Origin of the sequence: Saccharopolyspora montiporae, assembly GCF_015209505.1 — a bacterium.
GTDB lineage: Bacteria > Actinomycetota > Actinomycetes > Mycobacteriales > Pseudonocardiaceae > Saccharopolyspora > Saccharopolyspora montiporae.
The window spans coordinates 171,126-197,741 of the sequence record NZ_JADEYC010000014.1 but is presented as its reverse complement, the minus strand read 5'-3'; the positions used below and the strand labels follow the sequence as shown (position 1 = coordinate 197,741).

The 26,616-nt window shown below is 74.0% G+C and carries 23 protein-coding genes and 1 other RNA gene; 8 read left to right on the top strand and 16 right to left on the bottom strand.

What is annotated here, in order from left to right; genetic code table 11:
- Positions 1-6 precede the first annotated feature (6 nt).
- The 6 genes from IQ251_RS09370 to cobC form a co-directional block, all read right to left on the bottom strand.
- Positions 7-294, bottom strand: coding sequence for a hypothetical protein (locus IQ251_RS09370; protein ID WP_193928088.1), 288 nt, complete (start codon positions 292-294; stop codon positions 7-9).
- A gap of 821 nt (positions 295-1,115) precedes the next feature.
- Positions 1,116-1,508: RNase P RNA component class A (gene rnpB / locus IQ251_RS09365), an RNA gene on the bottom strand.
- 85 nt (positions 1,509-1,593) lie between these two features.
- Positions 1,594-2,748, bottom strand: a complete 1,155-nt coding sequence (locus IQ251_RS09360; RefSeq protein ID WP_193928087.1) for a bifunctional RNase H/acid phosphatase — start codon at positions 2,746-2,748, stop codon at positions 1,594-1,596.
- Positions 2,745-3,479 (bottom strand): zinc ribbon domain-containing protein, encoded by a 735-nt coding sequence (locus tag IQ251_RS09355; RefSeq protein WP_193928086.1) that lies wholly within the window; start codon positions 3,477-3,479, stop codon positions 2,745-2,747. The genes IQ251_RS09360 and IQ251_RS09355 overlap by 4 nt, the downstream gene beginning before the upstream one ends.
- Positions 3,476-4,333: a Nif3-like dinuclear metal center hexameric protein gene (locus IQ251_RS09350; RefSeq protein WP_193928085.1), complete on the bottom strand. Its 858-nt coding sequence runs from the start codon at positions 4,331-4,333 to the stop codon at positions 3,476-3,478. Before IQ251_RS09350 ends, IQ251_RS09355 begins: the two co-directional genes overlap by 4 nt.
- A gap of 91 nt (positions 4,334-4,424) precedes the next feature.
- Complete coding sequence (gene cobC, locus IQ251_RS09345) at positions 4,425-5,501, bottom strand: Rv2231c family histidinol phosphate aminotransferase CobC (protein WP_193928084.1); 1,077 nt, start codon at positions 5,499-5,501, stop codon at positions 4,425-4,427.
- A 127-nt stretch (positions 5,502-5,628) separates the two neighbouring features.
- Here cobC and IQ251_RS09340 point away from each other — a divergent pair, with 127 nt between their 5' ends.
- From IQ251_RS09340 to IQ251_RS09330, 3 genes are all read left to right on the top strand, one after another.
- Positions 5,629-6,099, top strand: a complete 471-nt coding sequence (locus IQ251_RS09340; RefSeq protein WP_193928083.1) for a low molecular weight protein-tyrosine-phosphatase — start codon at positions 5,629-5,631, stop codon at positions 6,097-6,099.
- The gene (locus IQ251_RS09335) at positions 6,096-6,974 is read left to right on the top strand and encodes a fructosamine kinase family protein (protein WP_193928082.1); all 879 of its coding nucleotides are present in this window, start codon (positions 6,096-6,098) and stop codon (positions 6,972-6,974) included. Before IQ251_RS09340 ends, IQ251_RS09335 begins: the two co-directional genes overlap by 4 nt.
- Before the next feature lie 115 nt (positions 6,975-7,089).
- Entirely contained in the window at positions 7,090-7,995 is a 906-nt protein-coding gene (locus IQ251_RS09330) for an SURF1 family cytochrome oxidase biogenesis protein (RefSeq protein WP_193928081.1), read from the top strand.
- 9 nt (positions 7,996-8,004) lie between these two features.
- On the opposite strand, the gene IQ251_RS09325 is transcribed toward IQ251_RS09330, so the two are convergent.
- Positions 8,005-8,946: a cobalamin biosynthesis protein gene (locus tag IQ251_RS09325; RefSeq protein WP_193928080.1), complete on the bottom strand. Its 942-nt coding sequence runs from the start codon at positions 8,944-8,946 to the stop codon at positions 8,005-8,007.
- 151 nt (positions 8,947-9,097) lie between these two features.
- Between IQ251_RS09325 and IQ251_RS09320 the strand changes: the two genes are divergently transcribed.
- Genes IQ251_RS09320 through IQ251_RS09305 form a run of 4 tightly spaced genes read left to right on the top strand, consistent with a single transcriptional unit; the run spans position 9,098 to position 17,265 of the window.
- Positions 9,098-10,708 (top strand): TIGR02677 family protein, encoded by a 1,611-nt coding sequence (locus tag IQ251_RS09320; RefSeq protein WP_193928079.1) that lies wholly within the window; start codon positions 9,098-9,100, stop codon positions 10,706-10,708.
- On the top strand, positions 10,705-11,910 hold the full coding sequence (locus IQ251_RS09315; RefSeq protein WP_193928078.1) for a TIGR02678 family protein: 1,206 nt from the start codon (positions 10,705-10,707) through the stop codon (positions 11,908-11,910). The genes IQ251_RS09320 and IQ251_RS09315 overlap by 4 nt, the downstream gene beginning before the upstream one ends.
- Entirely contained in the window at positions 11,907-15,995 is a 4,089-nt protein-coding gene (locus IQ251_RS09310; protein ID WP_193928077.1) for a TIGR02680 family protein, read from the top strand. The genes IQ251_RS09315 and IQ251_RS09310 overlap by 4 nt, the downstream gene beginning before the upstream one ends.
- A gap of 16 nt (positions 15,996-16,011) precedes the next feature.
- The gene (locus IQ251_RS09305; RefSeq protein ID WP_193928076.1) at positions 16,012-17,265 is read left to right on the top strand and encodes a TIGR02679 domain-containing protein; all 1,254 of its coding nucleotides are present in this window, start codon (positions 16,012-16,014) and stop codon (positions 17,263-17,265) included.
- Between the two features lie 65 nt (positions 17,266-17,330).
- Here the strand turns inward: IQ251_RS09305 and IQ251_RS09300 are convergent, their stop codons facing one another.
- The 7 genes from IQ251_RS09300 to IQ251_RS09270 all read right to left on the bottom strand — a co-directional run bounded on the left by IQ251_RS09300 (position 17,331) and on the right by IQ251_RS09270 (position 23,767).
- Positions 17,331-18,389, bottom strand: a complete 1,059-nt coding sequence (locus IQ251_RS09300) for a saccharopine dehydrogenase family protein (protein ID WP_193928075.1) — start codon at positions 18,387-18,389, stop codon at positions 17,331-17,333.
- Between the two features lie 113 nt (positions 18,390-18,502).
- Entirely contained in the window at positions 18,503-19,087 is a 585-nt protein-coding gene (locus IQ251_RS09295; protein ID WP_370591298.1) for a TMEM165/GDT1 family protein, read from the bottom strand.
- 374 nt (positions 19,088-19,461) lie between these two features.
- On the bottom strand, positions 19,462-20,226 hold the full coding sequence (locus IQ251_RS09290) for a putative hydro-lyase (RefSeq protein ID WP_193928125.1): 765 nt from the start codon (positions 20,224-20,226) through the stop codon (positions 19,462-19,464).
- 59 nt (positions 20,227-20,285) lie between these two features.
- Positions 20,286-21,164, bottom strand: coding sequence for a 5-oxoprolinase subunit C family protein (locus tag IQ251_RS09285; protein ID WP_193928074.1), 879 nt, complete (start codon positions 21,162-21,164; stop codon positions 20,286-20,288).
- Positions 21,161-21,775: a 5-oxoprolinase subunit B family protein gene (locus IQ251_RS09280; protein ID WP_193928073.1), complete on the bottom strand. Its 615-nt coding sequence runs from the start codon at positions 21,773-21,775 to the stop codon at positions 21,161-21,163. The genes IQ251_RS09285 and IQ251_RS09280 overlap by 4 nt, the downstream gene beginning before the upstream one ends.
- A gap of 4 nt (positions 21,776-21,779) precedes the next feature.
- Complete coding sequence (locus IQ251_RS09275; protein WP_193928072.1) at positions 21,780-22,538, bottom strand: LamB/YcsF family protein; 759 nt, start codon at positions 22,536-22,538, stop codon at positions 21,780-21,782.
- An 8-nt stretch (positions 22,539-22,546) separates the two neighbouring features.
- Positions 22,547-23,767 carry an NRAMP family divalent metal transporter gene (locus IQ251_RS09270; RefSeq protein WP_193928071.1) on the bottom strand — a complete coding sequence of 407 codons (1,221 nt, stop codon included), beginning with the start codon at positions 23,765-23,767 and terminating at the stop codon, positions 22,547-22,549.
- A gap of 270 nt (positions 23,768-24,037) precedes the next feature.
- Between IQ251_RS09270 and IQ251_RS09265 the strand changes: the two genes are divergently transcribed.
- Positions 24,038-24,736, top strand: coding sequence for a GntR family transcriptional regulator (locus IQ251_RS09265; protein WP_193928070.1), 699 nt, complete (start codon positions 24,038-24,040; stop codon positions 24,734-24,736).
- 13 nt (positions 24,737-24,749) lie between these two features.
- On the opposite strand, the gene mshB is transcribed toward IQ251_RS09265, so the two are convergent.
- Positions 24,750-25,574: an N-acetyl-1-D-myo-inositol-2-amino-2-deoxy-alpha-D-glucopyranoside deacetylase gene (mshB, locus tag IQ251_RS09260; RefSeq protein WP_193928124.1), complete on the bottom strand. Its 825-nt coding sequence runs from the start codon at positions 25,572-25,574 to the stop codon at positions 24,750-24,752.
- A 77-nt stretch (positions 25,575-25,651) separates the two neighbouring features.
- Positions 25,652-26,602, bottom strand: a complete 951-nt coding sequence (locus IQ251_RS09255) for a DUF3048 domain-containing protein (RefSeq protein ID WP_193928069.1) — start codon at positions 26,600-26,602, stop codon at positions 25,652-25,654.
- Between the last annotated feature and the right edge of the window lie 14 nt (positions 26,603-26,616).

The following is a 26,616-nucleotide window of genomic DNA, read 5'->3' as shown; positions in this document are numbered from 1 at the left end:
TGCTGATCACCCGCTGGTGGAGAACAAGCCGGCGATGAACGTGCCGATGTCCACGCCCGCGCCGTTGACGGCCAGCCCGATGATCGCCAGCGCGACGATCACGCCGCCGACCCGTCGCATGACACCGGCGTTGTCGCCCTTGCCGCCGCCGAGCCACAGCAGCAGCACGGCGACCGTCAACAGCAGCAGGGGCAGCAGGTTGTCCAGGATCCACCTCTGGATGCCACTGGTGCCGACTTCCTGCTGCGCCAGCACATCCAGTTGTGCCAGTGCTTCCAGCGACATGACGGTCATCTCGTTACCCCTGGGTGCGCTTCAGTGTCGTCGGGCCCGGTACCTCGGCACACCGGGATTCCCCCGGCACGCAGGTACGAGTAGAACATGATGTGGTGACCAGAAGTTAGTGGTTGTCCGCTGCGGTGTGCTCGGACCACTCCCGGGACAGCCCGGACCGTCCTGCGGCGAATGGGCCGATCGAGCGTGCTCCATCCCGCGCACCGCGGCGGAAAGCCGCCCCACGACCGGTTTCCCGACCGCAGGACCGGTACCCGGTCACTCGGTTGCGAGTCCGTTCGTCACGCACCGTGCACCTGCTCGTGGACAGTGGATCTCCCCACATGGCGCCAGATGCACTCGTCCGGATCACGTGAAACCCGCGCCGCAGCACGGCGATCCGGCCGGGTGATCTTGACTCGCGGACTCAGCGTAACGGGTCCCGCCCGAGGCACTCGGTGCAGGTCCGTGCATTCCGCGTCACCAGGGACGATCATGCCACACCCGCTCGGCGGCCAGTGGCGGATCCGAGCAACCGGAACAGCAGGTCGGGGCGAAATGCCGGATGTGGCGCGGGATGCGGCGGAACCACCCGCCGTGGCGCGGGACGAGGACGCGGCGAGCACGCGGCGGGCAGGGCCGTTCGGAGCAGCGGACAGGTCCGCTCGGCGCACCGCGGCGCTGCGGGAGTGGTGCGGATCATGCGCGAGGGCGGATGGGTCGACCTGCGAGGCGGGGCGGACCTCCGTCTCAACGTCTGCTCGCCCCTCGGAGACCGGCGGTTCGCCGCGATCCGCCCGACCGACGACGGTCGGGATGGAGACGTGCTCGGCGGGAAGGGGCGGATGAGTCGGCCTGTAAGCCGGATTCTGTTCCCGGGTGCTTCGCAGCGACCCGTTCGGCGGCCATCCATCTCGACCTGCCGTTGCCGACAGGTTCGTGCGGTCTACCCGCGGACCTCGGGCGGGCAACCCTCGAACGTCCGCGCAGGCGCGCGCAGCGCCCTCTTGACCTTGCTCCGGGTGGGGTTTGCCGAGCCGCCCCGGTCACCCGGGGCGCTGGTGGTCTCTTACACCACCGTTTCACCCTTACCCGGCGGGCGAACCCGCCGGGCGGTCTGCTTTCTGTGGCACTTTCCCGCGGGTTTCCCCGGGTTGCCGTTAGCAACCACCCTGCCCTGCGGAGTCCGGACTTTCCTCGACGGGCGGAACCGCCGCGGCCGCCCGGCCGACTCATCCGCTCCGCCCGAGTTTAGCCGGGAGCGCGCGCGGCGCGCCGATCAGGCCCGCGAGCGGTCCCCAGGAGTCCGGCGCTCTCGACTCAGGGGCAGTGCGTCGTGTCGTTGACCAGGCGCACCGAGGCGTTGCCATCCGGGTAGAACTCCGCGACGGACAGCGACGCGAGGTCCAGGTGCAGCCGGTAGAACACCGACGGCCCGGCATCCAGGGCCGTGCGCAGCACCGACTTGATCGGCGTGACGTGGCTGACCAGAACCAGGGTCCGACCGGCATAGCGCTCCAGCAGTCGGCCGCAGGCCACGCCGACCCGCTCGTGCACCGCCTCCAGGCTCTCCCCGCCCGGCGGTTCCGCGCTCGGATCGCCCAGCCACCCGCGGTGCAGCTGCGGGTACTGCGCCGCCGCTTCGCCGAACGTCAGGCCCTCCCAGCCGCCGAAGTCCGTCTCCAGCAGGCCGTCGTCGGTCTCCAGCTGACCACCGGTCGCCTCGACCACCGCCTGCGCCGTCTGCCGGGCGCGGGCCAGCGGGGAACAGATCACCGGGAGCGGCTGTTCGGCACCGAGCACCTCCGCCTCGGCCGCCAGCCGCTTGGCCGCCGCGGCGGCCTGCTGCGCACCGAGCGCGGTCAGCTCCACGTCACCGCGGCCCGAGTAGCGCTTGTCCACCGACATCGCGGTCTGACCGTGCCGCAGCAGCAGCAACCGGGTCGGCGCCCCCACGGCGCCCAGCCACGATCCCGCCGAGGTGGTCGGAGTGGAGGTCGCGTCCTGCGCAGCCGGGTCCTGCCCGGTTTCGGGCGTGGGCTCCGGCGCGGGATCGGACCCGCCGCGCTCCTGTTCGTCCATCGCCCGGTTCGCGAGCCGGTCGGCGTCGGCGTTGTCCGCGCGCGGCACCCACTCCAGGCGCACCTCGTCGTACCGGTCCAGCAGCTGCCGCGCCTCGACGGCCAGCTGCTGCAGGTTCTCGTGCTTGATCCGCCAACGCCCGGACATCTGCTCGACGACGAGCTTGGAATCCATCCGGACCTCGGCAACCCGGGCACCGAGATCGGCCGCCGCCGCCAGCCCCTCGATGAGCCCGCGGTACTCGGCGTGGTTGTTCGTGGCCCACCCCAGCGGAACGGACCGCTCGGCGAGCACCGCCCCGCTGTCGGCGTCGCGCACCAGGGCACCGGCCCCGGCCGGGCCGGGATTGCCGCGGGACCCGCCGTCGGCCTCGATCACCACGCGCGAACTCACCGGCCGGACCCCCCGGTGCGCACCAGGATCGCGCCGCACTCGGCGCAGCGGACGACGTCGTCGGCCGCGGCCTCGCGGACCTCCACCAGCGCGGCCCGATCGAGTTCCAGCCGGCACGCCTCGCACCGGCTGCCCTGCAACGCGCCGGCACCCACGCCGCGCTGCGCGCGGACCCGGTCGTAGACGGCGAGCAGGTCCTCCGGCAGTTCGGCGACGATGCTGTCCCGGTCCTCGCGGTAGCGGGACTCGGCGGCGTCCAGATCGGTGAACGCCTCGTCCCGGCGCCGCTGCGCATCGGCCAGCCGCTCCTCGGCCGCGTCGACGGCCTCCCGCGCCTTCGACACGTTGGTGTCCAGCGCCTCGCGCTGCTCCATGACGTCGAGCAGCTCGTCCTCCAGCACGCCCTGCCTGCGGCTCAGCGTCTGCAGCTCGCTGTCCAGATCGGCCATCTGCTTGGCCGATCCGCCCGCCTCCATGCGTTCTCGGTCGCGCTGCTCGCGGGCGCGGATCTGCTCCACCTCGCCCTCCAGCCGCTTGACCTCGCGCTCCAGATCGCCCGCGGAGGTCTGCGCCACGACGAGATCGTCCCGCTTGGCCTGCAGATCGCGCTCGGCCTCGTCGATCTCGGCGAGCTCGGGCAGATTGCGGCGCCGGTGGGCGGCGCGGGTGAGCTCGGCGTCATCGGCCACGAGGTCGAGCAGCCGTCGCTGAACGGCGGGGTCGGCTTTCACGCGGACGCCCTCCCTTGATCGGAAGCCGCACCCGCGTGGAGGGTCCACGGGTCGGTGCGGCGAGTGGAAACGAGAACCTCGACACTATCCGGCAACGCTGCCGAGACGATGTCGGCCGCCTGCTGGCACCAGGGCCATTCGCTCGCCCAGTGCGCCACGTCGACCAGCGCGGGCGGCCGTCCACCCGGGACCTCCGCCAGCGCCGCGTGCTCGGCGGCCGGGTGGTGGCGCAGATCGGCGGTCACGTAGGCGTCCACGCCGGCAGCGGTCGCCGCGGCCAGGTTCGAGTCACCGGAGCCGCCGCACACCGCGACGCTGCGGATCTCCCGGTCCGGATCGCCCGCTCCGCGCACGCCCCAGGCCGTGCTGGGCAGCTGGTCGGCGACGCGGGCGACGAAGTCGCGGAACGGTTCGGGGGCGGGCAACCGACCGATCCGGCCGAGCCCGGTGTCCGCACCCGGCGCGTGCGGGGCCAGCGGGCGTTCGGCGGTGACGCCGAGCGCGGCGGCCAGCGCGTCGGAAACCCCGTGCACCGCGCTGTCGGCGCTGGTGTGCGCGCAGTACAGCGCCATCCCGGAGCGGATCAGCCGGTGCACCAGGCGGCCCTTGGGGTCGTCGGCGCGCACCTCGTGGATCCCGCGCAGCAGCAGCGGGTGGTGCGCGACGAGCAGCTGGGCGCCGAAACCGATCGCCTCGTCCACGGTCGCTTCGACCGGATCCACGCAGAACACGACGCGCTGCACCGCCGTCTGCGGATCACCTACCGCCAGCCCGACGGAGTCCCAGCCCTCGGCCAGCTCCGGCGGGTAGGCCGCCTCCAGCGCCTCGACGACCTGCTGCACCCGGACGGTCATCCGCTCCACCCCCGATTCCACGACGTCCCCGAATCCGCACCACGGTTCCACGACGGCCCCGGCGAACCGCGACGGGCCCCGGGCGGCCGCCTCACAGCACCGCGTCGAGTTCCCGCACCAGCCGCGCGTTCTGCGCCGACGACCGCACCGCCACCCGGAAGTGCCCCTCGTCCAGTCCCGGGAACGTGTCCCCGCGGCGCACCGCGATCCCGCGTTCGCGCAACGACTCCCGCACCCGCGCTCCGCCCGCGGCGTGCACCAGCAGGAACGGGGCGTGCGCCGGGCGCGCGACGGACAACCCCGGCACCGCGTCCAGCCCGGCCACCAGCTCGGCGCGGTCGGCGGCGAACGTCCGCGCCGCCGCGGCCGCTTCCGCCCGCGCTCCCGGCTCCGAGCACGCCACCAGCGCCTCCAGCACCAGCGCGCTCACCGGCCAGTGCGGGCGGTTGTGCGCCAACCGCGCCAGCAGCTCCGGTTCGCCCAGCGCGTACCCGGCGCGCAGCCCGGGCAGCGCCCACATCTTGGTCAGGCTGCGCAGCACCAGCAGCCCCGGCTCGCGCACGCCCGCCAGTGACTCCGGCTCGCCGGGCACGGCATCCATGAACGCCTCGTCGACGACCACGACGCGCCCCGGGCGCAGCAGGCGGCGCACCTCCTCGGCCGGGTGCAGCACCGAGGTCGGGTTGGTGGGATTGCCGAGCACCACGAGATCGGCCCGCTCCGGCACGTCCGCGGCGCGCAGCCGGTAGCCGTCGGCCGGATCCAGCCCGACCCGGGCGACCTCGACCCCCGCGTTGCGCAGCGCCAGCTCCGGTTCGGTGAACGACGGGTGCACCACGGCCGCCAGCCGCGGGCGCAGCCACGGCAGCAGCGCGAAACCCTCGGCCGCGCCGGACAGTGCCAGCACGTCGGCGGGATCGCGTCCGTGCGCCGCGGCGACGGCTTCCCGGGCCGCGGCGTCCCCGGCCGCCGACGGGTAGCTGCCGAGCCTGCCGAGCACCGCGCCGAGCCGGGCGCGCAGCCACTCCGGCGGCTCGCCCAGCCGCACGTTGACCGCGAAGTCGAGCAGATCGCCCGCGGCATCGACATCGCCGTGGTGGCGCAGCAGGTCCCGCTCGTCCGCGGGATCGCCGGCACCCCCGCGAATCCGGTCGTCCACGCTGCTCATCCCGAGCAGTCTACCCACCGGAGCGGGCGACCAACGCGCCACGCGGCGCATACTCGGGCGAGGCGTCGTGCCTGGTAGAAATGGGCGCCCGCCGTCCGCCCACCGCGCCGATCGGAGTCCTGCGCACGTGCACATCTCGTTCATCTGCTCCGGCAACATCTGCCGCTCCCCGATGGCCGCGCTGATCTTCGCCGACCACCTGCGGCGCGCGGGGCTGGACGGTTCGGTGCAGATCTCCAGCGCCGGGACCGGTCCCTGGCACGAGGGCGAACCCGCCGACCCCCGCGCGGCCGAGGCCCTGGCCGAGCACGGCTATCCCATCGAGCACGTGGCGGCGCAGATCGGGCCCGAGCACCTCGACGCGGATCTGCTGGTGGCCATGGACTCCGGCCACCTGCGCGCGGTGCGCGGCATGCTGGACGACCCCGCGCGGGTGCGCCTGCTGCGCTCGTTCGACCCGTCCGCGGACCCCGGCGCCGAGGTGCCGGACCCGTACTACGGCGGGGAGCGCGGCTTCGCCGATGTGCTCGGCATGATCGAGCGCGCGATGCCCGCACTGCTGGACCTGGTCCGCGAGCAGGTGCGAGCGGCCGGGTGAACGGCGTCGAGGTCGCCCGCCGGGCGATCACCGGGATCACCGGCCGGGAGCCCGCGGAGGTGCGCCCGGTGGGCGGTGGGGACACCGCGGCGGCCTTCGCCGTCCGGTTCGCCGACGGTTCGTCCGCGTTCGCCAAGTGGGCACCGGAGAAGATGCCCGGGGCCATCGACGCGGAAGCCGCGTCCCTGGAGTGGCTGGCCGAACCGGGCGTGGCCGCGGTGCCCGCCGTGCACGGGCACGACTCGTCCTGGCTGGTGACCGAGTTCGTGCCGAGCACCCGCCCGACGGAGACCGCGGCGGCCGGACTCGGCGCTGCGCTGGCCCGGCTGCACGCCAGCGGCGCGGAAGCGTTCGGCGCCGCCCCGCCGGGCGGACCCGCCGACGCGTGGATCGGGCTGGCACCGATGCGCAACGAGCCGACCGCGGACTGGCCCCACTTCTACGCGCGGCACCGGATCGAGCCCTACCTGCGCTCCGCGGTCGAGCGCGGTGCCATCGACCGGGACGGGGCGGCGGTGATCTCGCGGGTGTGTGACGAACTCGACGATCTGGCCGGACCCGCCGAGCCGCCGGCCCGGCTGCACGGCGACCTGTGGAGCGGCAACGTCCGCTGGGGCGAGCGCGCGTGGCTCATCGACCCGGCCGCGCACGGCGGGCACCGGGAGACCGATCTGGCGATGCTGCAGCTGTTCGGCTGCCCGCAGCTCGACCACGTGCTCACCGCGTACCAGGAGGTCAGCCCGCTGGCGGACGGTTGGCGCGAGCGGGTGGGACTGCACCAGCTGTTCCCGCTGCTGGTGCACGCGGTGCTGTTCGGCGGCGGGTTCGGCGCCCAGGCTGTGGCCGCGGCGCGCAGTGCGCTGGCGGCTCGCTGACCGGAGACCGGCCATCGACACCGGGTGACCGGGTCCGCACGCCACGTCCGCGCAGACCCGGCGATTCGGGCAGCCCCCGACCGAGCCGGTCCCGCGGGCGGCTTACCGTGGGGACGTGCGCCTGAAGTTCCTGCTCCGACCCGGATGGCTCGGCCTGATCCTGCTGGTCGTGCTGTTCGCCTCGCTGTGCTTCACGTTCCTGGCCCCGTGGCAGTTCGACCGCAACGAGCAGGCGCAGACGCGCAACGACAACATCGCCGAGTCGATGGACGCCGACCCGCGCCCGATCGGCGAGGTGCTGCCCGGCGGACGCGCACCGGCCGAGGACACCGAGTGGGCCGAGGTCGAGATGCGCGGGCACTACCTGCCCGACCAGGAGGTGCTCGGCTGGCAGCGCACCGTGCAGGGCGAGCCCGCGTTCGAGGTCCTCGTCCCGTTCCGGCTGGACGACGGCTCAACGGTGCTGGTCAACCGCGGCTACATCCGCCCGGTGGACGGCACCCGCACCCCGGAGTACGCGGCGGCGCCGAGCGGACCTGCGGAGATCACCGCGCGGGTGCGCACCGACGAGCAGGACAGCGAGCGCCGGCCCACCTTCGACCACGACGGGCACCACTGGACGTACGCGATCAACGCGCAGACGGTGGCCGAGGGCACCGGGCTGGACCTGCGCCCGGGGTACTTCTCGCTGGTGGAGAACCAGCCCGGCGTGCTCAACCCGCTGCCGCTGCCGCGACTGGAGTCCGGCCCGTACTTCTCCTACGCGCTGCAGTGGATCTCGTTCGGCGTCATGGCCATCGCCGCGATCGGCTACCTCGTCTACGCCGAGCTGCGGCCGGCGCCCGCGTTCGGCCCGCCCGCCGAGCAGTCCGGCGATGCGGGCTCCGGCGCGAATCCCGATCCCGACGGGAATTCCCCGGCCGCGGGCGGTTCCCGCAAGCGGCGCAGCAAGCGCGCCTCGGTCGCCGAGGCGATCGCCGAGGAGGAGCGCCGCGAAGCCGCCGAACGCGAACGCTCCTGACCCGCGAGCTCAGCGGCGGCGGCCGGCGAGCAGCGCCAGGCCCGCGGCCAGCACCGCGGCCGCCGCGCCGACCACCCGGGACAGCTCGACCCCGCGCGTGACGTCACCGGCATCTGCGGTGCGCCCGTCGCCGAGGATGGGCCGCTGCTCGGTGATCGACCCGTACACGATCCGCCCACCGAGCCTGATCTGCAGCGCACCGGCGAAGGCCGCCTCGACCTGCCCGGCGTTCGGGCTCGGGTGCGCTGCGGCGTCCCGGCGCCAGGCCCGCCAAGCACCGGGCGCCGATCCGCCCACGACCGGCGCGCCCAGCGCGGTCAACGCCGCGGCCGCGCGGGACGGCACCAGGTTGAGCAGGTCGTCCAGCCGGGCCGCGGCCCAGCCGAACTCGCGGTAGCGGAGCGAGCGGTTGCCCACCATCGCGTCCAGCGTGTTGGCGGCGCGGTAGCCGAACATGCCGGGGATCCCGGCGACGGCGCCGCACAGCAGCGGGGCCACCACCGCGTCCGAGGTGTTCTCCGCGACCGATTCCACCGTCGCGCGCGCCAGACCCGGCCCGTCCAGCGACCGCGGATCACGTCCGCACAGGTGGCCGAGCCGGTCCCGGGCGGCGGCGACGTCGCCCGCGTCCAGCACCCGGGCCATCGCGGCGCCCTCGTCGCCGAGCGAGGAGCCGCCCAGCACCGCCCAGGTCGTCGCGGCGGTCAGCGCGGCCTCGGTCACCGGACCGCGCCGGGCCGGCCGCTGGACCAGCGCGCCGATGCCGACCGCTCCCCCGACCAGGACGGCGGCGTGCACCGCACCGGCCGCGCGGCCGTCCCGGTAGAGGACGCGCTCGACGGCCTGCGCCGCCCGCCCGAACGCGGCGACCGGATGCCCGCGCCGCGGATCGCCGAACGCCGCGTCCGCGGCCACTCCCAGTAGCAGTCCGACCGCTCTGCCCGCGCTCACCGGTGCACCGCCTCCTGTCCGCGGATCGGGTGCGCACCGCCTGCCGCGGGCGCCGTCCGTCGGGCGACGCTACCCGGGCGGGGCGGCGGGTCCGCCTCCGGACCAGCCAGGTGACCGGCCGTATCAGCGGCACCGGTTATCGTGGCGCACCGTGACGGTCCCTGATCACGAAGCCGACGTGCTGCGCGCGAGCGTGGCCGGGTCGACGACCTCCGGCCCGCCCGGCACGCACGCCGACGAGCGCCCGCCGGAGGACGAGCAGCGCCTGCACCTGTTCGCCTACCTGCAGGCTCCGGAGCACCGCACGTACCTGGTGATCATGCGGCTGTTCACCTCCACGCTGCTGGCCGACCTGTCCGCCGAGGAGGTCGCCGGGGCGCTGGCGGTCGCCGAGCGGGACGGCCGGGTCGCACCGGGCGAGTCGGCGGTGGACACGGTGATCGATCGGCTCCGCCAGCTGGTGCGTTGGGGCAACCTGGTGGTCGGCAGGCGGGAGACGATCGCCTCCAGCATCGCCGAGTTCCAGCACGGCAGCCTGCGCTACCAGGTCAGCAAGCTGGCGGTGCGGGTGCAGCGGGACGTGGACGCGCTGCTGCGGGTGCCGGAGGGCGCGCGGGAGGTCTCGCGCGAACTGCTGCCCGCCATCGAGCGCGGGGTGACCCGGATCCGGGATCTGCTGGCCGAGGCGCCCGACGACGCCCCGGCCCGGCGCACCCGCGAGCAACTCGCCGAGCAGGTGACCACCGTGTTCCTGCAGCACGCCGAACTCGCGGCCACGGTGCGCGATTTCTACGCCTACCTCGGCCAGGTCGTCACCCGGCACCAGCTGGCCCCGGACGAGATCTCCGGGTTCCGCAACCTGCTGGTCGAGTACATCCAGATGGTCGTCGAGGACGTGCTGCGGCACACCGAGGCGATCGCGGCCGCGCTGGCGGTGCTGGCCCGCGAGCGCGCCCGGCTGCTGCGGCTGCTCGGTCCGGCCGATGACCTGGGCACCGATGTGGAACGGGCCCGCGGGCGCACCGCGGCCGATTGGCAGGAGCTCACCGACTGGTTCGTGGACTCCCCGGGCCGACCGAGCCAGGTGGCGGCGCTGCGCGAGGCCACGGCCCGGGCGATCGGGGCGCTGCTGGCCAGCGTGAAGCGCGCGACCTCGGGCGGCGGACTGGTGCCCGGTCGGCGTGGTGAGCTGCTCAAACTGGCCGGCTGGTTCGACGCGGCCGACCAGCGGCAGGCGCACCGGCTCTACTCGGCGGCGTTCGGGCTGCACTCGGCCCGGCACCTGCAGCCGGCCCCGGACTACGACAGCGACAACGACGACGTCGCGTGGTCGGACGGCCCGGTGCAGGAGGTGACGGTCAGCGTGCGCAGCCGCGGCGACCGCGGCGCGCGGGGGCGGACTTCGCGGATGCTGGACGACCCGATGACCGAGGAGACGCTGCTGGCCGAGGCGCGCGAGGCCGACCAGCAGCGCAGCGCGGCGGTATCCGAGCTGGCCGCGGCGGGGGCGCGGCTGTCCGAGGCGGAGCTGTCCCCGGACGCGCTGAGCGTGCTGTGCGAGCTGCTCACCCTGGCGATGGCGCAGCGCGAGAGCGATGAGGACGCCGGTTCGGCGCTGGATCCGGTGCACCGGCTGCGGGTGACCATCCGTCCGGAGCCGGGGACGAGCACCAGCGTGCGCGGGGCGAGCGGCACGCTGACCCTGCAGGACGCGGTGCTGGACGTGGCCGGGGACAGCGCGGTTCCGGAGGTGGCGGGATGATCGCGGCCTTCGACGAGCTGGGCGATATCGACGCGGCCAACGCGGTGCGCTGCGCGCGGGTGCTGCTGCGCAGGCCGCTGCTGCGCGCGGAGGGCCCCGACGGCGACCTGCTGCCGATGGTCTACCGGCACCGGGCGGTCCTGCAGGAGATGTTCTCCACGCTGCTGGGCTACCGGCTGGTGGTGGAACGCCGGTTCGCTCGGCTGCACAAGACGGGCCGCGGTGAGGACGACACGCGCGGGCAGCCGACGCTGACTCCGCGCGGGTACGCCTACGTTGCGCTGACCCTGGCGACGCTGACCGGGATCGGGCGGCAGGTGCTGCTGTCCCGGCTGGTCGCCGATGTGCGCGCCTCGGCCGCCGAGGCCGGGGTGGAGGTCGCCGACGACCCGGCCGACCGGCGCGCGCTGACCGCGGCGCTGCGCCACCTGGTCGCGCTGGGCGTGATCACCGAGACCGAGGGCACGGTGGCGGTGGAATCCAGCGCGGAGGCGCTGATCACCATCGACACCGATCTGCTGGGCCAGCTGGTGTCCGGCCCGCTGGCCGAGGCAGGCTCACCGGACGAGCTGGTCACCGCGGCGGCCCAGGCCGGTCCGCGCAACGAGGAGCAGCTGGTCCGGCGCAGGATGGTGGAGGACCCGGTGGTGCTCTACGCCGACCTGCCGGAGCAGCAGGCGAGCTGGCTGCGCGGGCAGTGCACCGCGCAGGCTCGGCTGCTGGAGCGGTATTTCGGCCTGGTCAGCGAATCGCGCGCCGAGGGAATCGCCGTCTGCGATCCGGAGGACTACCTCACCGACCTGGTCTTCCCCGGGCCGGGCACGGTCGCCCGGATCGCGCTGCTGGCGCTGCCCGAGCTGCTCGCGCGCAGCGCCCCGCGCGCCGACGGCAAGCACCCGCTGCGCGATGCGGACCTGACCGAGGTGTGCCGCGAGCTCGTGGAGTCCTACCCGGCGGCGTGGTCGCGGCAGGCCACCGAGGACCACGCGGAGCTGGTGCGCTCGGTGACCGCGCTGCTGCACCGGCTGGGGCTGCTCGACGACGATCCGGAGCAGCGCGCGGACCGGCTGCTGAGCCCGGCGGCGCACCGCTGGGCGCCCGAGCCGGATGCCACCCCGGCCCCCGGCAGGGAACCGGAACCCACCCCGGAACCCCCGGGCTGGTCACTGTTCGACGACATGGAAGAGGACGGTCCACGGTGAACCAGGATTCGGCCACGAACCGGTGGCGGCTGCACCGCGGCGGCATCGTCAACATCTGGCAGTACGCCGAGTCCACGTTCGACCTCTCCGGCGGGCGGGCGATCTTCCAGGGCACCAACGGCTCGGGCAAGTCCCGGACGTTGGAGCTGCTGCTGCCGCTGTGCTTGGACGGGGATCTGCGCCAGCTCGGGTCGAAGGGCTTCGACACGGTCAGCATGCGCCGGCTGATGCTGGACGAGTACCCGGGCGGGCCGAACCGCATCGGCTACGCGTGGGTCGAGCTGCGCCGGGAGGGCCCCGACGGCGAGGAGGAGTTCCTGACCTGCGGTGTCGGCGTGAAGGCGTCCCGGACCTCGCAGTCGATCAGCGATTCGTGGCGGTTCATCACCTCCCGGCGCGTGGGCACCGGGCTGCACCTGGTGGGTCCGGAGCGGGTGCCGCTGAGCTCGGCGCAGCTGCGCGACGAACTGGGCGCGGACTGCGTGCTGGACGACCAGGCGTTCCGGGCGAAGGTGGCCGCGACGGTCTACGGCGTCCCGGCGGCGCGCTACGGCGATCTGCTGCACCTGCAGCGCACGCTGCGCAACCCGGACGTCGGGCTCAAGGTGCTGGAGGGCCAGCTGGAGCAGATCCTGTCCGACGCGCTGCCCCCGCTGGATGCCGGGCTCATCGAGCGGCTGGCCACCTCGTTCGACGACCTGGAGTCGATCCGGGAGAACATCGTCCGGCTGACCGGTGCCGACGAGGCGCTGGGCCGGTTCCTGAGCACGTACTCCGGCTACGCCCTGGCGGCGCTGCGCGACCGCGCCGCGTCGATGCGCACCGCGCAGGACAAGCTCGGCGCACTGCGCGGTGAACTGTCCAAACTGGACGGACAGGTCGCGGGCAAGCGGCAGCACCGGGAGACCGCGCAGGCCGAGATCGCGGAGCTGGAGCGGCGCGAGTCCGAGCTGGAGTCCAGTGTGGACGCACTGCGCTCGCATCCGGCGTACTCGGAGCTGCAGAACCTGCGGGACCGGGAGAAGCTCGTGGAGAGCGGACGGGCCAGCGCGGTGGCCGCGCTGGACACCGCCAACCGGCACCGCTCGCAGGAAAACCGCTCGGCCGAATCGGTGGCCGGTGTCCTGCGCAGGCTGGCCACCGACGTCGACGCGGCCGACCAGGCCGCCGGGCACGCGCGCGAGCAGCTGTCCACCGCCGGTCTCGGCGGCGCCGACCTCCCCGCGCTGCCCCGGGTGCCCGCCGCCGAGCTCGGCGCCGAGCAGGCCCGGGTGCGCACCACCGTCGAACCGGACGCCGAGCCGCTGGCGATCCAGCGCCCGGTGGTGCCCGCGTTCGACGCCGAAGCGCTGTCCACCGAGCTCGGGTCGGTGTCCGCGACCTGCGCGGAGGCGGTGAGCACCGCGCGCAGGCACGCCGCGCTGGTGCTGAGCCTGCACCAGCAGTCGGTGGAACTGGACGCCGAACGCGACCGGGTCGACGACCTGCACAAGCAGGCGCGGCAGGTGCAGCTCAGCGCCACCGAGGCCTCCGGCCGCCGCAACCAGGCCGACCAGCAGCTCGCCGACGCCACCGCGGACTGGACCGAGCGGGCGCGCACCTGGATCGCCGAATGGCCATCCACATCGGACGATCCCGCCCCGGAACCGCCCAAGCCGGACACCCTCGCCGAGGACCCGGACGCCCCGCGCCGCTCCCGCGAGCGGATCCGGCAGTGGGCGCGCCCGCAGCTGCAGCAGGCGCGCACCGAGGTCGCCGCGGCCGAGCGCGAGATCGCCGACCTGCGCGAGCTCGCCGGCACCGGGGAGCAGGAACTCGCCGAGCTGCGGTCCGGCCGGGAACACGCACCGCAACCGCCCGGCTGGACCACCGCCGACCGGGATCCCGCCACGGGCAGGGCCTTCCACCGGCTCGTCGACTTCCGGGCGGACCTCGGCGACCGCGACCGGGCGGGCCTGGAGGCCGCGCTGCAGGCCAGCGGCCTGCTCAGCGCATGGGTCAGCGCCGGCGGCGAAGTCCCCGACCTGGCCGAGCTGCTCGCCCGGCCCGGCGATCCGGTCGACGGTCCACACCTGGGTGAGCTGCTGGTGCCCGCGGCCGATCAGGACAGCCCGGTGCCCAACGACCGGGTGGCCGCGCTGCTGGCCGCCGTGCCCACCGGTGACGGCGCGGGACTCGCGGTGTCGGTGACCGGTTCCTGGCGCGCCGGAGTCCTGACCGGCACCTGGCACAAGGAGGCGGCCGAGTTCGTCGGGTCCGGGGCCCGCGAAGCCGCCCGCGACCGGCGGGTGGCCGAGCTGGAGGAGGAGCTCGCCCGGCTGCGCGAGCGCATCGGCCGCGCCGAGCAGCGCCACCGGGAAGCGGCGGACCGCACGACGGCCCTGGAGCAGCACCTGGAGTCCTATCCGGGCGCCGACGAGGTGCTCACCGCGCACACCCGCTGCGCCGACGCGATCGAGGCCGCCGGGACCGCGGAGCAGCAAGCCGCGCAGCTGCGCGAACAGCACCGGGAAGCCGACCAGCGCCGGCAGGCCCAGCAGGCCGAACTGACCCGGGCGACCGGCGAGGCGGGGCTTCCGGCCGACACGGCGGCGCTGGACGCGGCCCGCCGCGCGGCCGCCGAAGCGGGCAGCGCCATCGAATCGCTGCGCGAGGCGGTGGAAGCGCGCTGCCTGCCCACGCTGCACGAACTGCGCGATATCGCGCTGCACCACGACGTCGCCGTCGCCGACCGGATGGAGGCCGAAAGCCAGGCCGAGAGCCGCTGCACCGAACACGCCGAGCAGCAGGCCGCGCTGGACGAACTGGGCGCGGCCGTGGGCGGGCAGGCCGAGGAGGTCGCCGACAAGGTCTCCGCGCTGGAACGCGAGCGCACCGAGGTGCGCGACCGGCTGCCGAAGGCGCGGGAGGAGCTCAGCTCACTGCGCGAGTCCGCGGCGCGCCTGGAGACGCAGCTGGAGAACAAGCAGTCCCAGCTCGCGGGCCGGGAGCGGGACGCCGACGAGGCCACCGAGGCGTTCCGCACCGCGTTGCGCGCCCCGGGCGTGTGGGCGGCCGCGGGCGCGGGCGAGCAGCCGGCCGAGCTCGACGAGGCGGCGCGGCTCGTCGCCGCCGCCGAGGGCAAGGGATCCACCGAAGCCACCGTGCTCAACCGGCTGCAGGCGCTGCAGCACTCGCTCAGCGGCGGCTACGACATCACCGCCGCCGACCAGGACGGCCTGCTCACCGTGACGGTGACCGGCGAGGAGGGGCCACAGCCGGTGGCCGAGGCCGCCCGGCAGGTGGCCGAACGGCTGGCGGAGCAGCGCGGATACCTCAACGAGCGCTACCAGTCGATCTTCGCCGACTACCTGATCCGCGATCTCGCCGAGCGGCTGCGCAGCCAGATCGGCATCGCCGACGACCTGTGCGCGCGGATGAACGAGGTGCTGGACGGGGCGCGGTCCAGCCAGGGCGTGCACGTCCAGCTGGACTGGCAGCCCTCGGCCGCGCTGGGCGAGGACATCCGGCAGGCGATCGAGCTGGTGCGCACCCCGTTCGCCGAGCGCAGCGAGGACCAGGACGCGTTGCTGCGCCGGGTGTTCACCGGGCTGATCGAGGCCGAGCGCGACTCCACGTCCGGCGGCTACGCCGAGATCCTGGCCCGCGCGCTGGACTACCGCTCCTGGTTTGCGTTCACCGTGCGGGTGCGCGATTCCGGTCCGGACGGCAAACCGCGGGTCCGGCGGTTGCGCCAGCTCTCCTCCGGTGAGACACGGCTGATCTCCTACGTGACCCTGTTCGCCGCCGCGGCGGCGTTCTACGACGCGGTCAGCGTCTCCGCCGACGGGCGGGGTCCGCTGCGGCTGGTACTCCTGGACGAGGCGTTCGAGCGGCTGGACGATCCGACGATCGCGCGGATGCTGGGGCTGCTGGTGGATCTGGACATGGACTGGCTGATCACCTGGCCCAGCGGGTGGGGCGTCTCGCCGAAGATCCCGCGGATGCACATCTACGATGTGCTGCGGCCGCGCAGCGGGCACGGGATCGCCTGCACGCACACCACCTGGGACGGCGCCGATCTGCAGCGCTCCGGCGGCTGGTGAGCGGAGGGGAGAGAGCATGGACGACGCAGAACGGATCCGCGACGCGTGGGGCGGCGCGGAGCTGCGAGGGCTGTGGGACGCGGCGCGCGAGGCGCTGCGCACGTCCGCGCCCACCTTCCGCCTGCAGCTGCCGGACGAGGCGACCCGGCAGGCCGTGGGCGAGCTGTACGGGCGCCCGATGTGGGGCGCGGGCACCCGGATCAGCGTGTCCAAATTGGACGAAGCGCTGCGGGCGAGCCGGGTCGGCGTCGGGCTGCGCGAAGCGCTCGAAGCACTGCACGGCACTCCCGTCGACGCCACAGAGACCGGCACGGCCGACACCGCGAGCCCGTCCGCTCCGGACCCGGCCCGCACCGCGCTGGCCGCGCACGACCTGCTCGACGAGCCGTGGGCCGAGCCCTGGCTGCGCTGGATCCCGCAGTACGGCCGGATCGCGGCCGGTGAGCTGCCCGCGCTGGCCGACCGCACCGCCCGGGTACTCGCGGCGATGTCGCTGCGCGGCCCGGCGACCAGCTGGACACCGCGCGCCGAACTGGCCGCACGCGCCGGGGATCCGCGCGGGCTCGACGCCGGAACCGCGCTGAGCAGGCTGGCGCTCAAGGCCGCTGCCCTGGCGCACGAGGTCGAGCCCTCGGGATCGGCCGCGGCGCAGGACGCGCTGTGGGAACGCAGTGGGGTGCTGCCCGACGCGGTCTCCGCGACCGCGCTGTGCTGGGCACTGCCGCTGACCGGCACGGATCCGTGGTCGGCATCGGTGACCGCGCGCACCCGACTGGGCCTGCCCGCGCACCTGACCGCGGCGGACCTGCGCACGGCCCCGCAGCGGCTGGTGGAACCCGGTACGCCCGTCGCCGTGGTCGAACACGACCGGCTGCTGGAGGCCGCCGCGGAGGCGGGGACGGCGACGGCGGTGCTCGGGCTGGGCGGACGCCCGGGGCCCGTGGCGCGGTTGCTGCTGACCCGGCTGCGCGCGGACGGCGCGATGCTGCACGTCAACGCCGACTTCGACTGGCCGGGCGTCGCGCTGACCGGTCTGCTGCACGCCGAGTTCGGCGCGCAGCCGTGGCGGATGGGTGCCGACGACTACCGCAGCGCCGTCGACGCCGCCGCGGAGTCGAGGACGGATCTGCCGAACCTGGTCGGCGAATCCCGTGCCACGCCGTGGGATCCGCACCTGGCCGAACTCATGGCCACCTCGGCCCGCGCCGTGCGCCAAGAGCAGCTGCTCGACGTGCTCCTCGCCGACCTGGCGGCTGGTCCGGGCCGCTGAGGCGTGCTGCCGCGGCGGCAGCCGCTGCCACGGGCATTCGACCGGTACCGCCCCGCGGACCCTGCCTATCCGGAGACGCGCGCGGGTTCGATGACGCGCACTCCGTGCATGCGGCGGACGAAATCGGCGCCGAACGCGGTCGACGGGGTGTGCGCGCCGGGCTCGGGCCGTTCGGCGCGCACGGCGGCCACCGAGCGCAGCACCGAGTCCGCGGTGAAGTCGTAGGTGTCCGGCCCGATCAGCGCCGCGGACACCGTCGTGCCGTCCGGATCGGTGGCCTCGGCGTAGACCTCGACCCAGCTGGCGGACCGCTTGCCCTCGCCGGGCCCGCGCACGAACCGGCCGATCGCGGCCTTGCCGAGCGCCTGCGCACCGGGTGCGCGCAGCGCCAACCGGCCCAACCGCGCGGCGGGTCCACCGAGGTCGACACCGGGCAGCCGGGCGAACGTGGTGATGGTGCCGATCCCGGTGCTGCGGTAGGCGGTGGCGACGTCGCCCCAGGGCAGCGAGGCCACCTTGCGCGGCCCGGACGGGAACGGGACCTCGCGCCGTCGCCAGGCCATCGGCACGTCGCGCAGCTGCCCGTCCACCCGGACCCGGCCGCCCAGCGCGGCGCCTTCCAGCGCGCTCTTCAGCGTGCCGCCGCTGATCCCGCCGCCGGCTTGGAACGCCAGGTCCAGCCGGGTGGCGGTGGGCAGTTCGGCGGCCACGGCCGCGGCCAGGCAGTCGGTGGGCACCACGTCGAAGCCGACGCCGGGCAGCAGCACGACTCCGGCGCCGCGGGCCTGTTCGTCGCGGGCGAAGATCGACTCGAAGACGTCGACCTCCCCGGTGATGTCCAGGTAGTGCGCGCCGTTGCGCAGGCAGCCGTCCACCATCGGCCGGGAGGTGGCCGAGAACGGGCCGGCGCAGTGCACGACGAGGTCGATCCCGTCCAGTCCGGTGTCGACCGCGGCAGGGTCGGCCAGGTCGAAGATCCGGTGTTCCAGCCCGCGCGCGGTGGCCAGCCGGGCGACGCTCTCCGCGCCGCGCCCGGCCAGCACCGGCTGTTCGCCGCGCTGGACCGCGAGGTCGGCCACCAGGCGCCCGGTGTAGCCGTTGGCGCCGTAGATCATCCACGTCATCGAAAGTCCTCCATGCAGCCGCGCACCCGGGTTCGCGCACCACCCTGCCAACGAACACTCGGCCGGCCGGACACGGGTTGACCCGATCACCCGGACGCAGCAGCGGACGAGGGTCAGGCCAGCACGGCGGGCAGCGAGTCCACCACCAGCCACAGCCCGAACAGCACGAACAGCGCGGCCGCCCCGTAGCGGATCAACCGGTCGGGCAGGTACTTGCCGAGCAGCAGGCCCACGCCGATGGCCAGCGCATCGGCCACCACCATGCCGACCGTCGAGCCGATCCAGGTGCCCAGCCAGTGCTGCTGGGTGGCCAGGGTGACGGTGGCCAGCATCGTCTTGTCGCCGAGCTCGGCCAGGAAGAACGCGATCGTGACGATGAGGACCGCCGAGCCGACCCGATTGCTGCCCGCGTTGCGCTCGGCATCGGTGAGCCTGTCGCCGCGCACCGTCCACGCGGCGAATCCGAGGAATGCGGCCCCGGCCAACAGCCCCATCAATTCGGTGGAGAGGAGACTACCCAGCCCGACTCCCAATCCCACCGATGCGGCGTGCACCGCAGTGGTGGCGACGGTGATTCCGAGCAGGACCTGCCACGCGCGATATCGGGCGGCGAACGTCATCGCCAGCAATTGCGATTTGTCGCCGAGTTCGGCGACGAAGATGGCTGCAGTGCTGATGGCGAAACTGCTGAGCACCACGAGGTACCGCCTCTTTCGACGTTCCCGGGCCGCGGAAGCGGACGCGCTTCGGCCCGGAGGACAACAACCGGATACCGAAGGTCTCGCCCACCTGGTGGAACGCCGAGGCTCCGCGACCGGGCGAACGGATCGCCATCATGTCGACCGCGGTATTGCGGACTACTCCCCTTCTCTGCGGAAAACCCTACACACCGATTCGCGGGAAGAAAAAGCGAATGCGCGATTCCGAGGCGGCGATTCCTCGGTTTCGGGAATCTCGGACGCGTCATTTCGGAGCACCGAAAAGAACTCGCCGCACCGGCGGAAGACGGATTCCGCGGAGCGAACGAGAAGACCGGTCGCGCCGGACGTGCGATTCCCGCCCGGCTACCGGATCACGGGACCTGGAACTGCGCGTCCCGCGCGTCGGTGATCGCCATGTGCCCGGGGGCGTGTCCGATCGCGAAATCGGGGGCCGACTGCATCACCGCCGCCTGCGGCGTCACGCCGCAGGCCCAGAACACCGGCACCTCGCCCGGCCGGATCCCGACCGGATCGCCGAAGTCCGGCACCGCGAGGTCGGTGATCCCGAGCTGCTCCGGGGCACCCACGTGCACCGGAGCGCCGTGCACCGCCGGGTACCGGGAGGTGATCCGCACCGCGTCGGCGACCTGCTCGGCCGGGATCGGGCGCATGGACACCACGAGCGGACCGGACAGCGCACCGGCGGACCGGCACGCCCGAGACGTGCGGTACATCGGCACGTTGCCGCCGTCCTCGACATGCCGGACCGGGACCTCGTCGGCCAGCAGCGCCGCTTCGAAGGTGAAGCTGCACCCGATGAGGAAGGAGACCAGGTCCGCGCGCCAGAGGTCGGTGACGTCGGTGCGCTCCTCGACGAGCTCCCCGTGCCGGTAGACCCGGTAGGCGGGCAGGTCGGTGCGCAGGTCGCCGTCGAACGTCGGGGCGGCCACCGCGCCGGGTTCGGTCACCTCCAGCACCGGGCAGGATTTCGGGTTGCGCTGGGCGAAGACCAGGAAGTCGTAGGCATCCGCGCGCGGCAGGCACAGCAGGTTGGCCTGGGCGTATCCGGCGCTGAATCCCGCGGTCGGCACGCGTCGTCCGGCCCGGAACGCGGCACGCGCCTCCGCGGGCGGCAGCTGCGCCCGGGCGGCGGCGTCCTGCGGCTCGATCATCGGCGGTTCTCCCCCTCGCTGGTTCAGTCCTGCACCCGGAACCGCAGGTGCTGCCCGGGGCGCACCTGCGCGGCCCGGGCGACGTCGGCGGCCCGCAGCACCGCGATCACCGGGTAGCCGCCGGTGACCGGGTGATCGGCCAGGAACAGCGTGGGCCGCGCCGACGGCGGCACCTGCAGCGCGCCGGGAACCATCCCCTCGCTGGGCAGCTCCCCGGTGCGCGCCCGCGGCAGATCCGGTCCGTCCAGGCGCATCCCGATCCGGTTGCTCTGCGCGGTCACCTCGAACCTGCTGCCGGACAACGCTTCCAACGCCTGCTCGGTGAACCAGTCCGCCCGCGGTCCGGCGACCGCGTGCAGCAGCACGTCCCCTTCCGGCGGGGCGGGCACCGGCGCCAGGTCCACGGTCGGGAACGCCGCGGGCGGCCGTCCGGCGGGCAACACCGACCCGGGTTGCAGTTCCGGCGGGCCGAGCCCGGCGAGCAGGTCGGTGGCCCGCGAACCGAGCACCGGTTCGACGTCGATCCCGCCGCGCACCGCCAGGTAGCAGCGCAGTCCGGCGGTCGGCGCGCCCAGGCGCAGCTCGGCGCCGGCCGGCACCCGCAACACCGAGTCCACCGCAGCGCCCCGCCCGTCGATCTCGACCGGGCAGGCCGCTCCGGTCACCGCCACCGTGAGGTCGCCGCGCGCCCGCGCGGTGAATCCGCCGAAGGTGATCTCCACCGCCGCGGCGTCCGGATCGTTGGCCACCAGCCGGTTGGCGAGCCGGTACGCGGCGCGGTCGGCGGCGCCGGAGGCACCGACGCCGATGTCGGCCAACCCGGGCCGCCCCGCGTCCTGCACCGTGGCCAGCGGGCCCGTGGCCAGCACGTCCAGCGCGGGAACCGGGGAGAGCGCACTCATGCCGGCACCTCCTCGAAACGCACCCGCACGCCGGGCCGCAGCAGCGCGGGCGGATCCCGGTCGACCTGCCAGATCTGCAGCTCGGTGCGGCCGATCAGCTGCCACCCGCCGGGCGATTCGCGCGGGTAGATGCCGCTGAACTCGCCGGCCAGCCCGACCGCACCGGCGGGCACCCTGGTGCGCGACTCGGCGCGGCGGGGCACGACGAGCTCGGCGGGCCCACCGGCGAGGTAGCCGAAACCGGGCGCGAATCCGCCGAACGCGACCGTCCACTCGATACCGGTGTGCCGCTCGACGATCTCGCGCGGGCCGAGCCCGGTCAGCTCGGCGACGTCGGCGAGGTCGGCTCCGTCGTAGACGACCGGTACCCGCAGCAGCTCACCGACGGCGCGGCTTCCCGCGGCCGGTTCGGTCCGCGCCACGACCCGCTGCACCTCGGCAGGATCAACCTGCTCCGGATCCAGCCGCAGTAGCAGCGTGCGCGCGGCGGGCACGAGGTCGACCACCCCCGCGGGCGGGTCGGGGGCCAGCGCCGCGTACAGCGCCTGGACCTCGTCCAGGTCCGCCAGCTCGACCAGCAGGCCCTGGTCGGCGCACCGCAGGAAGCGCACGCCCTCAGCCCTCCCCGGCGAACGGGCGCAGCCGGATCCCCTGGCCGCGCAGGCGATCCCGCACGGTCTCGGCGATGCGCACCGCGCCGGGGCTGTCCCCGTGCACGCAGATCGAGTCCGCCTGCACGGTCAGCGGCGAGCCGTCCACCGCCTCGATCGGATCGCCCGCGGCGATGCGCGCGCAGCGCTCGGCGATGGCGTCCGGATCGTGCAGCACCGCACCGGATTCGCGGCGCGGCACGAGCGTGCCCTCCGGCGTGTAGGCGCGGTCGGCGAAGGCTTCCCGGTGCACCCGCAGCCCGGCGCGCTCAGCCAGCCGCAGCCACTCCGAACCGGGCAGCCCGAGCACGGCGAGCCGGTCGTCGTACTCACCGACCGCCTCGACCACGGCCGCGGCCTGCTCGGTGTGCGTGACGATCGCGTTGTACAGCGCGCCGTGCGGTTTGACGTAGGAGACCCGGGTGCCGGTGATCGCGGCCAGCCCGGCCAGCGCACCGATCTGGTAGACGATGTCGTTGGTCAGCTCGGCGGGCGCGACGTCGATGAACCGCCTGCCGAACCCGGGCAGGTCCCGGTAGGCGACCTGCGCACCGACCGCGACCCCGTTGGTCGCGGCCCGCGCGCAGGCCCGGCGGATCACGGTGGCGTCCCCGGCGTGGTAGCCGCACGCGACGTTCGCGCTGGTGACGATGTCCAGCAGCGCGTCGTCGTCACCGAGCTCCCAGCGTCCGAAGCTCTCCGCGAGGTCCGAGTTCAGATCCACGAGGCACCTCAATTCCACAGTTCGGCGATGCCGCCGAGCGAGTTGACGCCCAGGTACACGGTCAGCAGCCACACCACCAGGCCGATGACCAGCAGCCACTTCGGGTAGCGGTAGCCGTGCAGCAGGTCGCTGCGGCGCAGCGCCACCCACATCAGCACGCCGAAGCCGACCGGCAGGATCAGTCCGTTGAGCGCACCGGCGAGCACGAGCAGCGTGGTCGGCGACTGGCCCAGGACCAGGAACACCGCCGCGGACACGGCGATGAACGCGACGACCAGCCAGTTGCGCCGGCGCTCCAGCTTCGCGGAGAAGGTCACCAGGAAGGAGACCGAGGTGTAGGCGGCGCCGATGACCGAGGTCAGGCTGGCCGCCCAGAGGATCATGCCGAACAGCCGCAGACCGACCTCGCCCGCCGCGGCGTGGAAAGCGGTCGCGGTGGGGTTCCCGGTGGCCAAGCTGACGCCGGTGTTGACCACGCCGAGCACGGCCAGGAACAGCACGAGCCGCATGATCCCGGTGACCACCAGCGAGGTGATCGAGCTGCGGCTGACCTCGGCGATGCGCTCGGGGCCGGTGACCCCGGCGTCCACGAGGCGGTGCGCGCCCGCGTAGGTGATGTAGCCGCCCACGGTCCCGCCGATGAGCGTGGTGATCACCAGGAAGTCGACCCGGTCGGGCAGCACCGCCTGCTGCATGGCCTGGCCCACCGGCGGCGCGGAGGTGATGGCGACGTAGGTGGTCAGCCCGATCATCACCACGCCGAGCACGACCACGAGCCGGTCGACGGCGGCACCGGCCTTCTTGCTCAGGAAGATCGCCACGGCGACCAGCGCGGAGATCGTGCCGCCGATCTTGACGTCCAGGCCGACCAACGCGTCCAGACCCAGCGAGGTGCCTGCGATGTTGCCGATGTTGAACACCAGCCCGCCGAAGACGACCAGGGCGGCCATCACGTACCCGAGGCCGGGCACGACCTTGTTGCCCAGGTCCTGGGCGCGCATGCCGGAGACCCCGATGACCCGCCAGACGTTGAGCTGCACGGCGATGTCGACCAGGATCGAGACCAGGATCGCGAACGCGAACGCCGCGCCGAGCTGGATGGTGAACTCGGTGGTCTGCGTGATGAAGCCCGGTCCGATAGCGCTGGTGGCCATCAGGAACACGGCGCCGAGCAGTGCGCCGCGCTTGGCCGGGGAGGGGCGCGAGTCGGCCTCGCTCTGCTGAGCCATGGCGCTCCGTTCCACGTCGGTTGCTCGGTTGGTGTGCGTGGTCGATCAGGACCGGGCGGCACGCCCGCGGATGATCACCGGACGCTCCGGGCACCCCTGGGGGTGCCGTCTCCCGCTCGGCCGGGCCGTGCCGGGGTCACCTCGGCGCGGACCGCGGAGCCGCGGTTCGGGACAAGATAGAGAATTGTTGAACAATCCTGCAATACCCCGCAGGGAAATTCGTCGATACACTGCAGTCAGCAGATCAACTCCTGTCCGGTTGGGGGGCCGATGACCACCAGCGACATGTGGGTGGACCTGCTCGCGGGGGACCGGTCGCTGCTCGACCGGACCAGCACCGCCGAACGGGTCGCCGACGTGCTGCGGCAGCGGGTCATCGAGGGAGCGCTCGCCCCCGGGACCAGGTTGTCCGAGGAGAGCGCGGGCCGCGCGCTTGCGGTCTCGCGCAACACGCTCCGCGAGGCGTTCCGGCTGCTGGTGCACGAGCGGCTGCTGGTGCACCAGTTCAACCGGGGCGTGTTCGTGCGGGTGCTGTCCGACGAGGACGTCATCGACCTCTACCGGATCCGCCGCCTGCTGGAGACCAGCGCGGTGCGCCGCAGCGCGCGCTCCGAGCAGGAGCTCATCGACGCGGTCGGCCAGTCGGTGGCCGACGGCGAGCAGGCCGCCCGGGACGAGCGGTGGTGGGACGTGGGTACGGCGAACATGCGCTTCCACGAATCCCTGGCCGCGCTCGCGGGCAGCCCGCGCGTCAACGAGACGATGCGCCAGCTGCTGGCCGAGCTGCGGCTGGCCTTCCACGTGATGTCCCGGCCCCGGGAGTTCCACCAGCCCTACCTCGGGCTCAACCGGGAGATCGCCGACCTCGTCCGGGACGGTGCACCGGATCGAGCGGCCGCGCGGCTGGACGAGTACTTCGACGAGGCGGAGCACCAGCTGGTCGGCGCCTACCGGGCGCACCAGGGCTGACCTCCGCGCAGGCTCAGCCCAGCCCGGCGAACAGGTCGGTCTCCCGGCCCAGCTCGTCCTCGCCCGGTCCCGGCACGCCACGCACCAGCAGGTAGTGCTCCACCGCGAACTCCGGCCGGGAGACGAGCCCGGAGAAGAAACCGCCGTCGTCGACGTCGACCTGGCTGCGGTAGTGGCGCAGCGCGGCGAGCTTGGCCGCGTGGTGCGCCCGGCCGTCGAGCACCGCGGTGAGCTGCTCGTCCGGAACGGTGTGCGGCGCGAACCCGTCGATCCCGGCCTCGCGCATCCGCCGCACCAGTGAGTCGGGCAGCGTCGTCCAGTACACCTTGGGCACCGACCAGGCCGCACCGAGCTCGGGCGCGAACGCGGGGTCGGCCGCCGGGTCGATCGCGTCCATCACCGCCCGGTTGGCCGCGATGTGGTCCGGATGGCCGTACCCGCCGTGGTCGTCGTAGGTCACCAGCACGTGCGGGCGCCGCCGGCGCAGCAACCCCACCATCGCCCGCACGATCTCCACCGGATCGGCGGCGGAGAACGAGCCCGGTGCGCTGTTGCCGTCCGCACCCGCCATGCCGCTGTCCCGCCAGCGGCCCGGTCCGCCCAGCCAGTCCAGCCCGACGTCGCCGTACTCGGCCAACGCCGCGCTGATCTCGGCGCGGCGGTGCTCGCCGAGCGCGTCCGGATCCCCGCGCAGCGCGGCCAGATCATCGGCGACCACCTCGCCGAGCTCCCCGCTGGTGCAGGTCACCACGCCCACGTCCGCACCTTCGGCGCAGTACCGGGCGATGGTCGCCCCGGTGGCGGTGGACTCGTCGTCCGGATGTGCGTGCACCAGCAGCAGGCGGCGGTCGGTCATGGCCGCGAGCCTAATCCGCCCGGGAAACGTCGGGCCCGCATCTGTGGCCGGTGACTCGACTAGCGCTGCACCAGCACCACCCAGACTTGGCCGGGCGCGAAGGTCATCGGCTCGCCCTCGGTGGTGGTGTACGCGGTGCCCGCGGCGGGATCGGGGCGCGACCAGCGCGCGTCATAGGAGCGACCGTCGCGCAGCACCACGGCCCGCCCCTCGCCGACCGTCTCCGCGTACGGCGAGGTGTTGCCCGAGACGTCCTGCAACCCGGAGCCGTGCACGTCGACCTCCTGCAGCACCACAGTCCCAGGCCGCAGCGGCGCACCACCGGCGGTCGTCAGCGGTTCGCCGTCCATGACCACCGACCAGCCGCCGGGGGCCGGTTCCACGCCGATCGCCGCGGCGGGGTAGCTGATCCGCTCACCGCCGCTCGGTCGGCCACCGGGCGGCGGCGGTCCGATGTGCAGAGGTGCGCGCGGTGACCACCCCGCCCCGTCCGGCAGCTGCTCGGGCCGCACGAACAGGTTGTGCGGGGCGGTTCCCGGGCCGCGGAAGTAGGCCCCGGGCTCCTCGGCCTCGGAAGCCGGGGTGACCGGCGCGGCGGCGATGTCCGGTAGCAGTTCCGGTGCGGCCCCGGAGAAGGCCAGCGCCGGATGGCCGAACTGGGGCAGCAGGCGCAGATCCGTCTCCCGCGCGCTGCGGACCGGTCCGACCACCGGCGGCACCCGGGAGGCGAACACGGCCACCAGGCGGCTGATCCCGGCCTCGACCGGCTCCACGTACACCACGTCGGCGGCTTCCACCCCGGTCGGCGGGCGGGCGGTCGGCGCGTTGTCCACTTTGACCGCGAGCACCGGCGGCCCCACCGGCGGCGGAGGAGGTGGTGGCGGCGGCGGCGGCGCGGGTGGTGCGGGCGGCGGCGGAACGGGAAGCGTCGCGCTCGGCTGCATCCCCAGCCCCGCACCGGCCACGGCCAGCAGGGCGACCACCGTGGTGAGCAGGCGCGACCACCACATGGGACCTCCGTGCG

What these genes read in the sequence shown, in the direction of transcription:
- IQ251_RS09370 (WP_193928088.1), bottom strand. Translation starts at nt 294, where the DNA reads ATGACCGTCATGTCGCTGGAAGCACTGGCACAACTGGATGTGCTGGCG.
- IQ251_RS09350 (WP_193928085.1), bottom strand. Translation starts at nt 4,333, where the DNA reads ATGACCGTCCGGGTGCAGCAGGTCGTCGAGGCGCTGGAGGCGGCCTAC.
- cobC (WP_193928084.1), bottom strand. Translation starts at nt 5,501, where the DNA reads ATGAGCAGCGTGGACGACCGGATTCGCGGGGGTGCCGGCGATCCCGCG.
- IQ251_RS09315 (WP_193928078.1), top strand. Translation starts at nt 10,705, where the DNA reads ATGATCGCGGCCTTCGACGAGCTGGGCGATATCGACGCGGCCAACGCG.
- IQ251_RS09305 (WP_193928076.1), top strand. Translation starts at nt 16,012, where the DNA reads ATGGACGACGCAGAACGGATCCGCGACGCGTGGGGCGGCGCGGAGCTG.
- IQ251_RS09300 (WP_193928075.1), bottom strand. Translation starts at nt 18,389, where the DNA reads ATGACGTGGATGATCTACGGCGCCAACGGCTACACCGGGCGCCTGGTG.
- IQ251_RS09285 (WP_193928074.1), bottom strand. Translation starts at nt 21,164, where the DNA reads ATGAGTGCGCTCTCCCCGGTTCCCGCGCTGGACGTGCTGGCCACGGGC.
- IQ251_RS09270 (WP_193928071.1), bottom strand. Translation starts at nt 23,767, where the DNA reads ATGGCTCAGCAGAGCGAGGCCGACTCGCGCCCCTCCCCGGCCAAGCGC.
- IQ251_RS09265 (WP_193928070.1), top strand. Translation starts at nt 24,038, where the DNA reads ATGACCACCAGCGACATGTGGGTGGACCTGCTCGCGGGGGACCGGTCG.
- IQ251_RS09255 (WP_193928069.1), bottom strand. Translation starts at nt 26,602, where the DNA reads ATGTGGTGGTCGCGCCTGCTCACCACGGTGGTCGCCCTGCTGGCCGTG.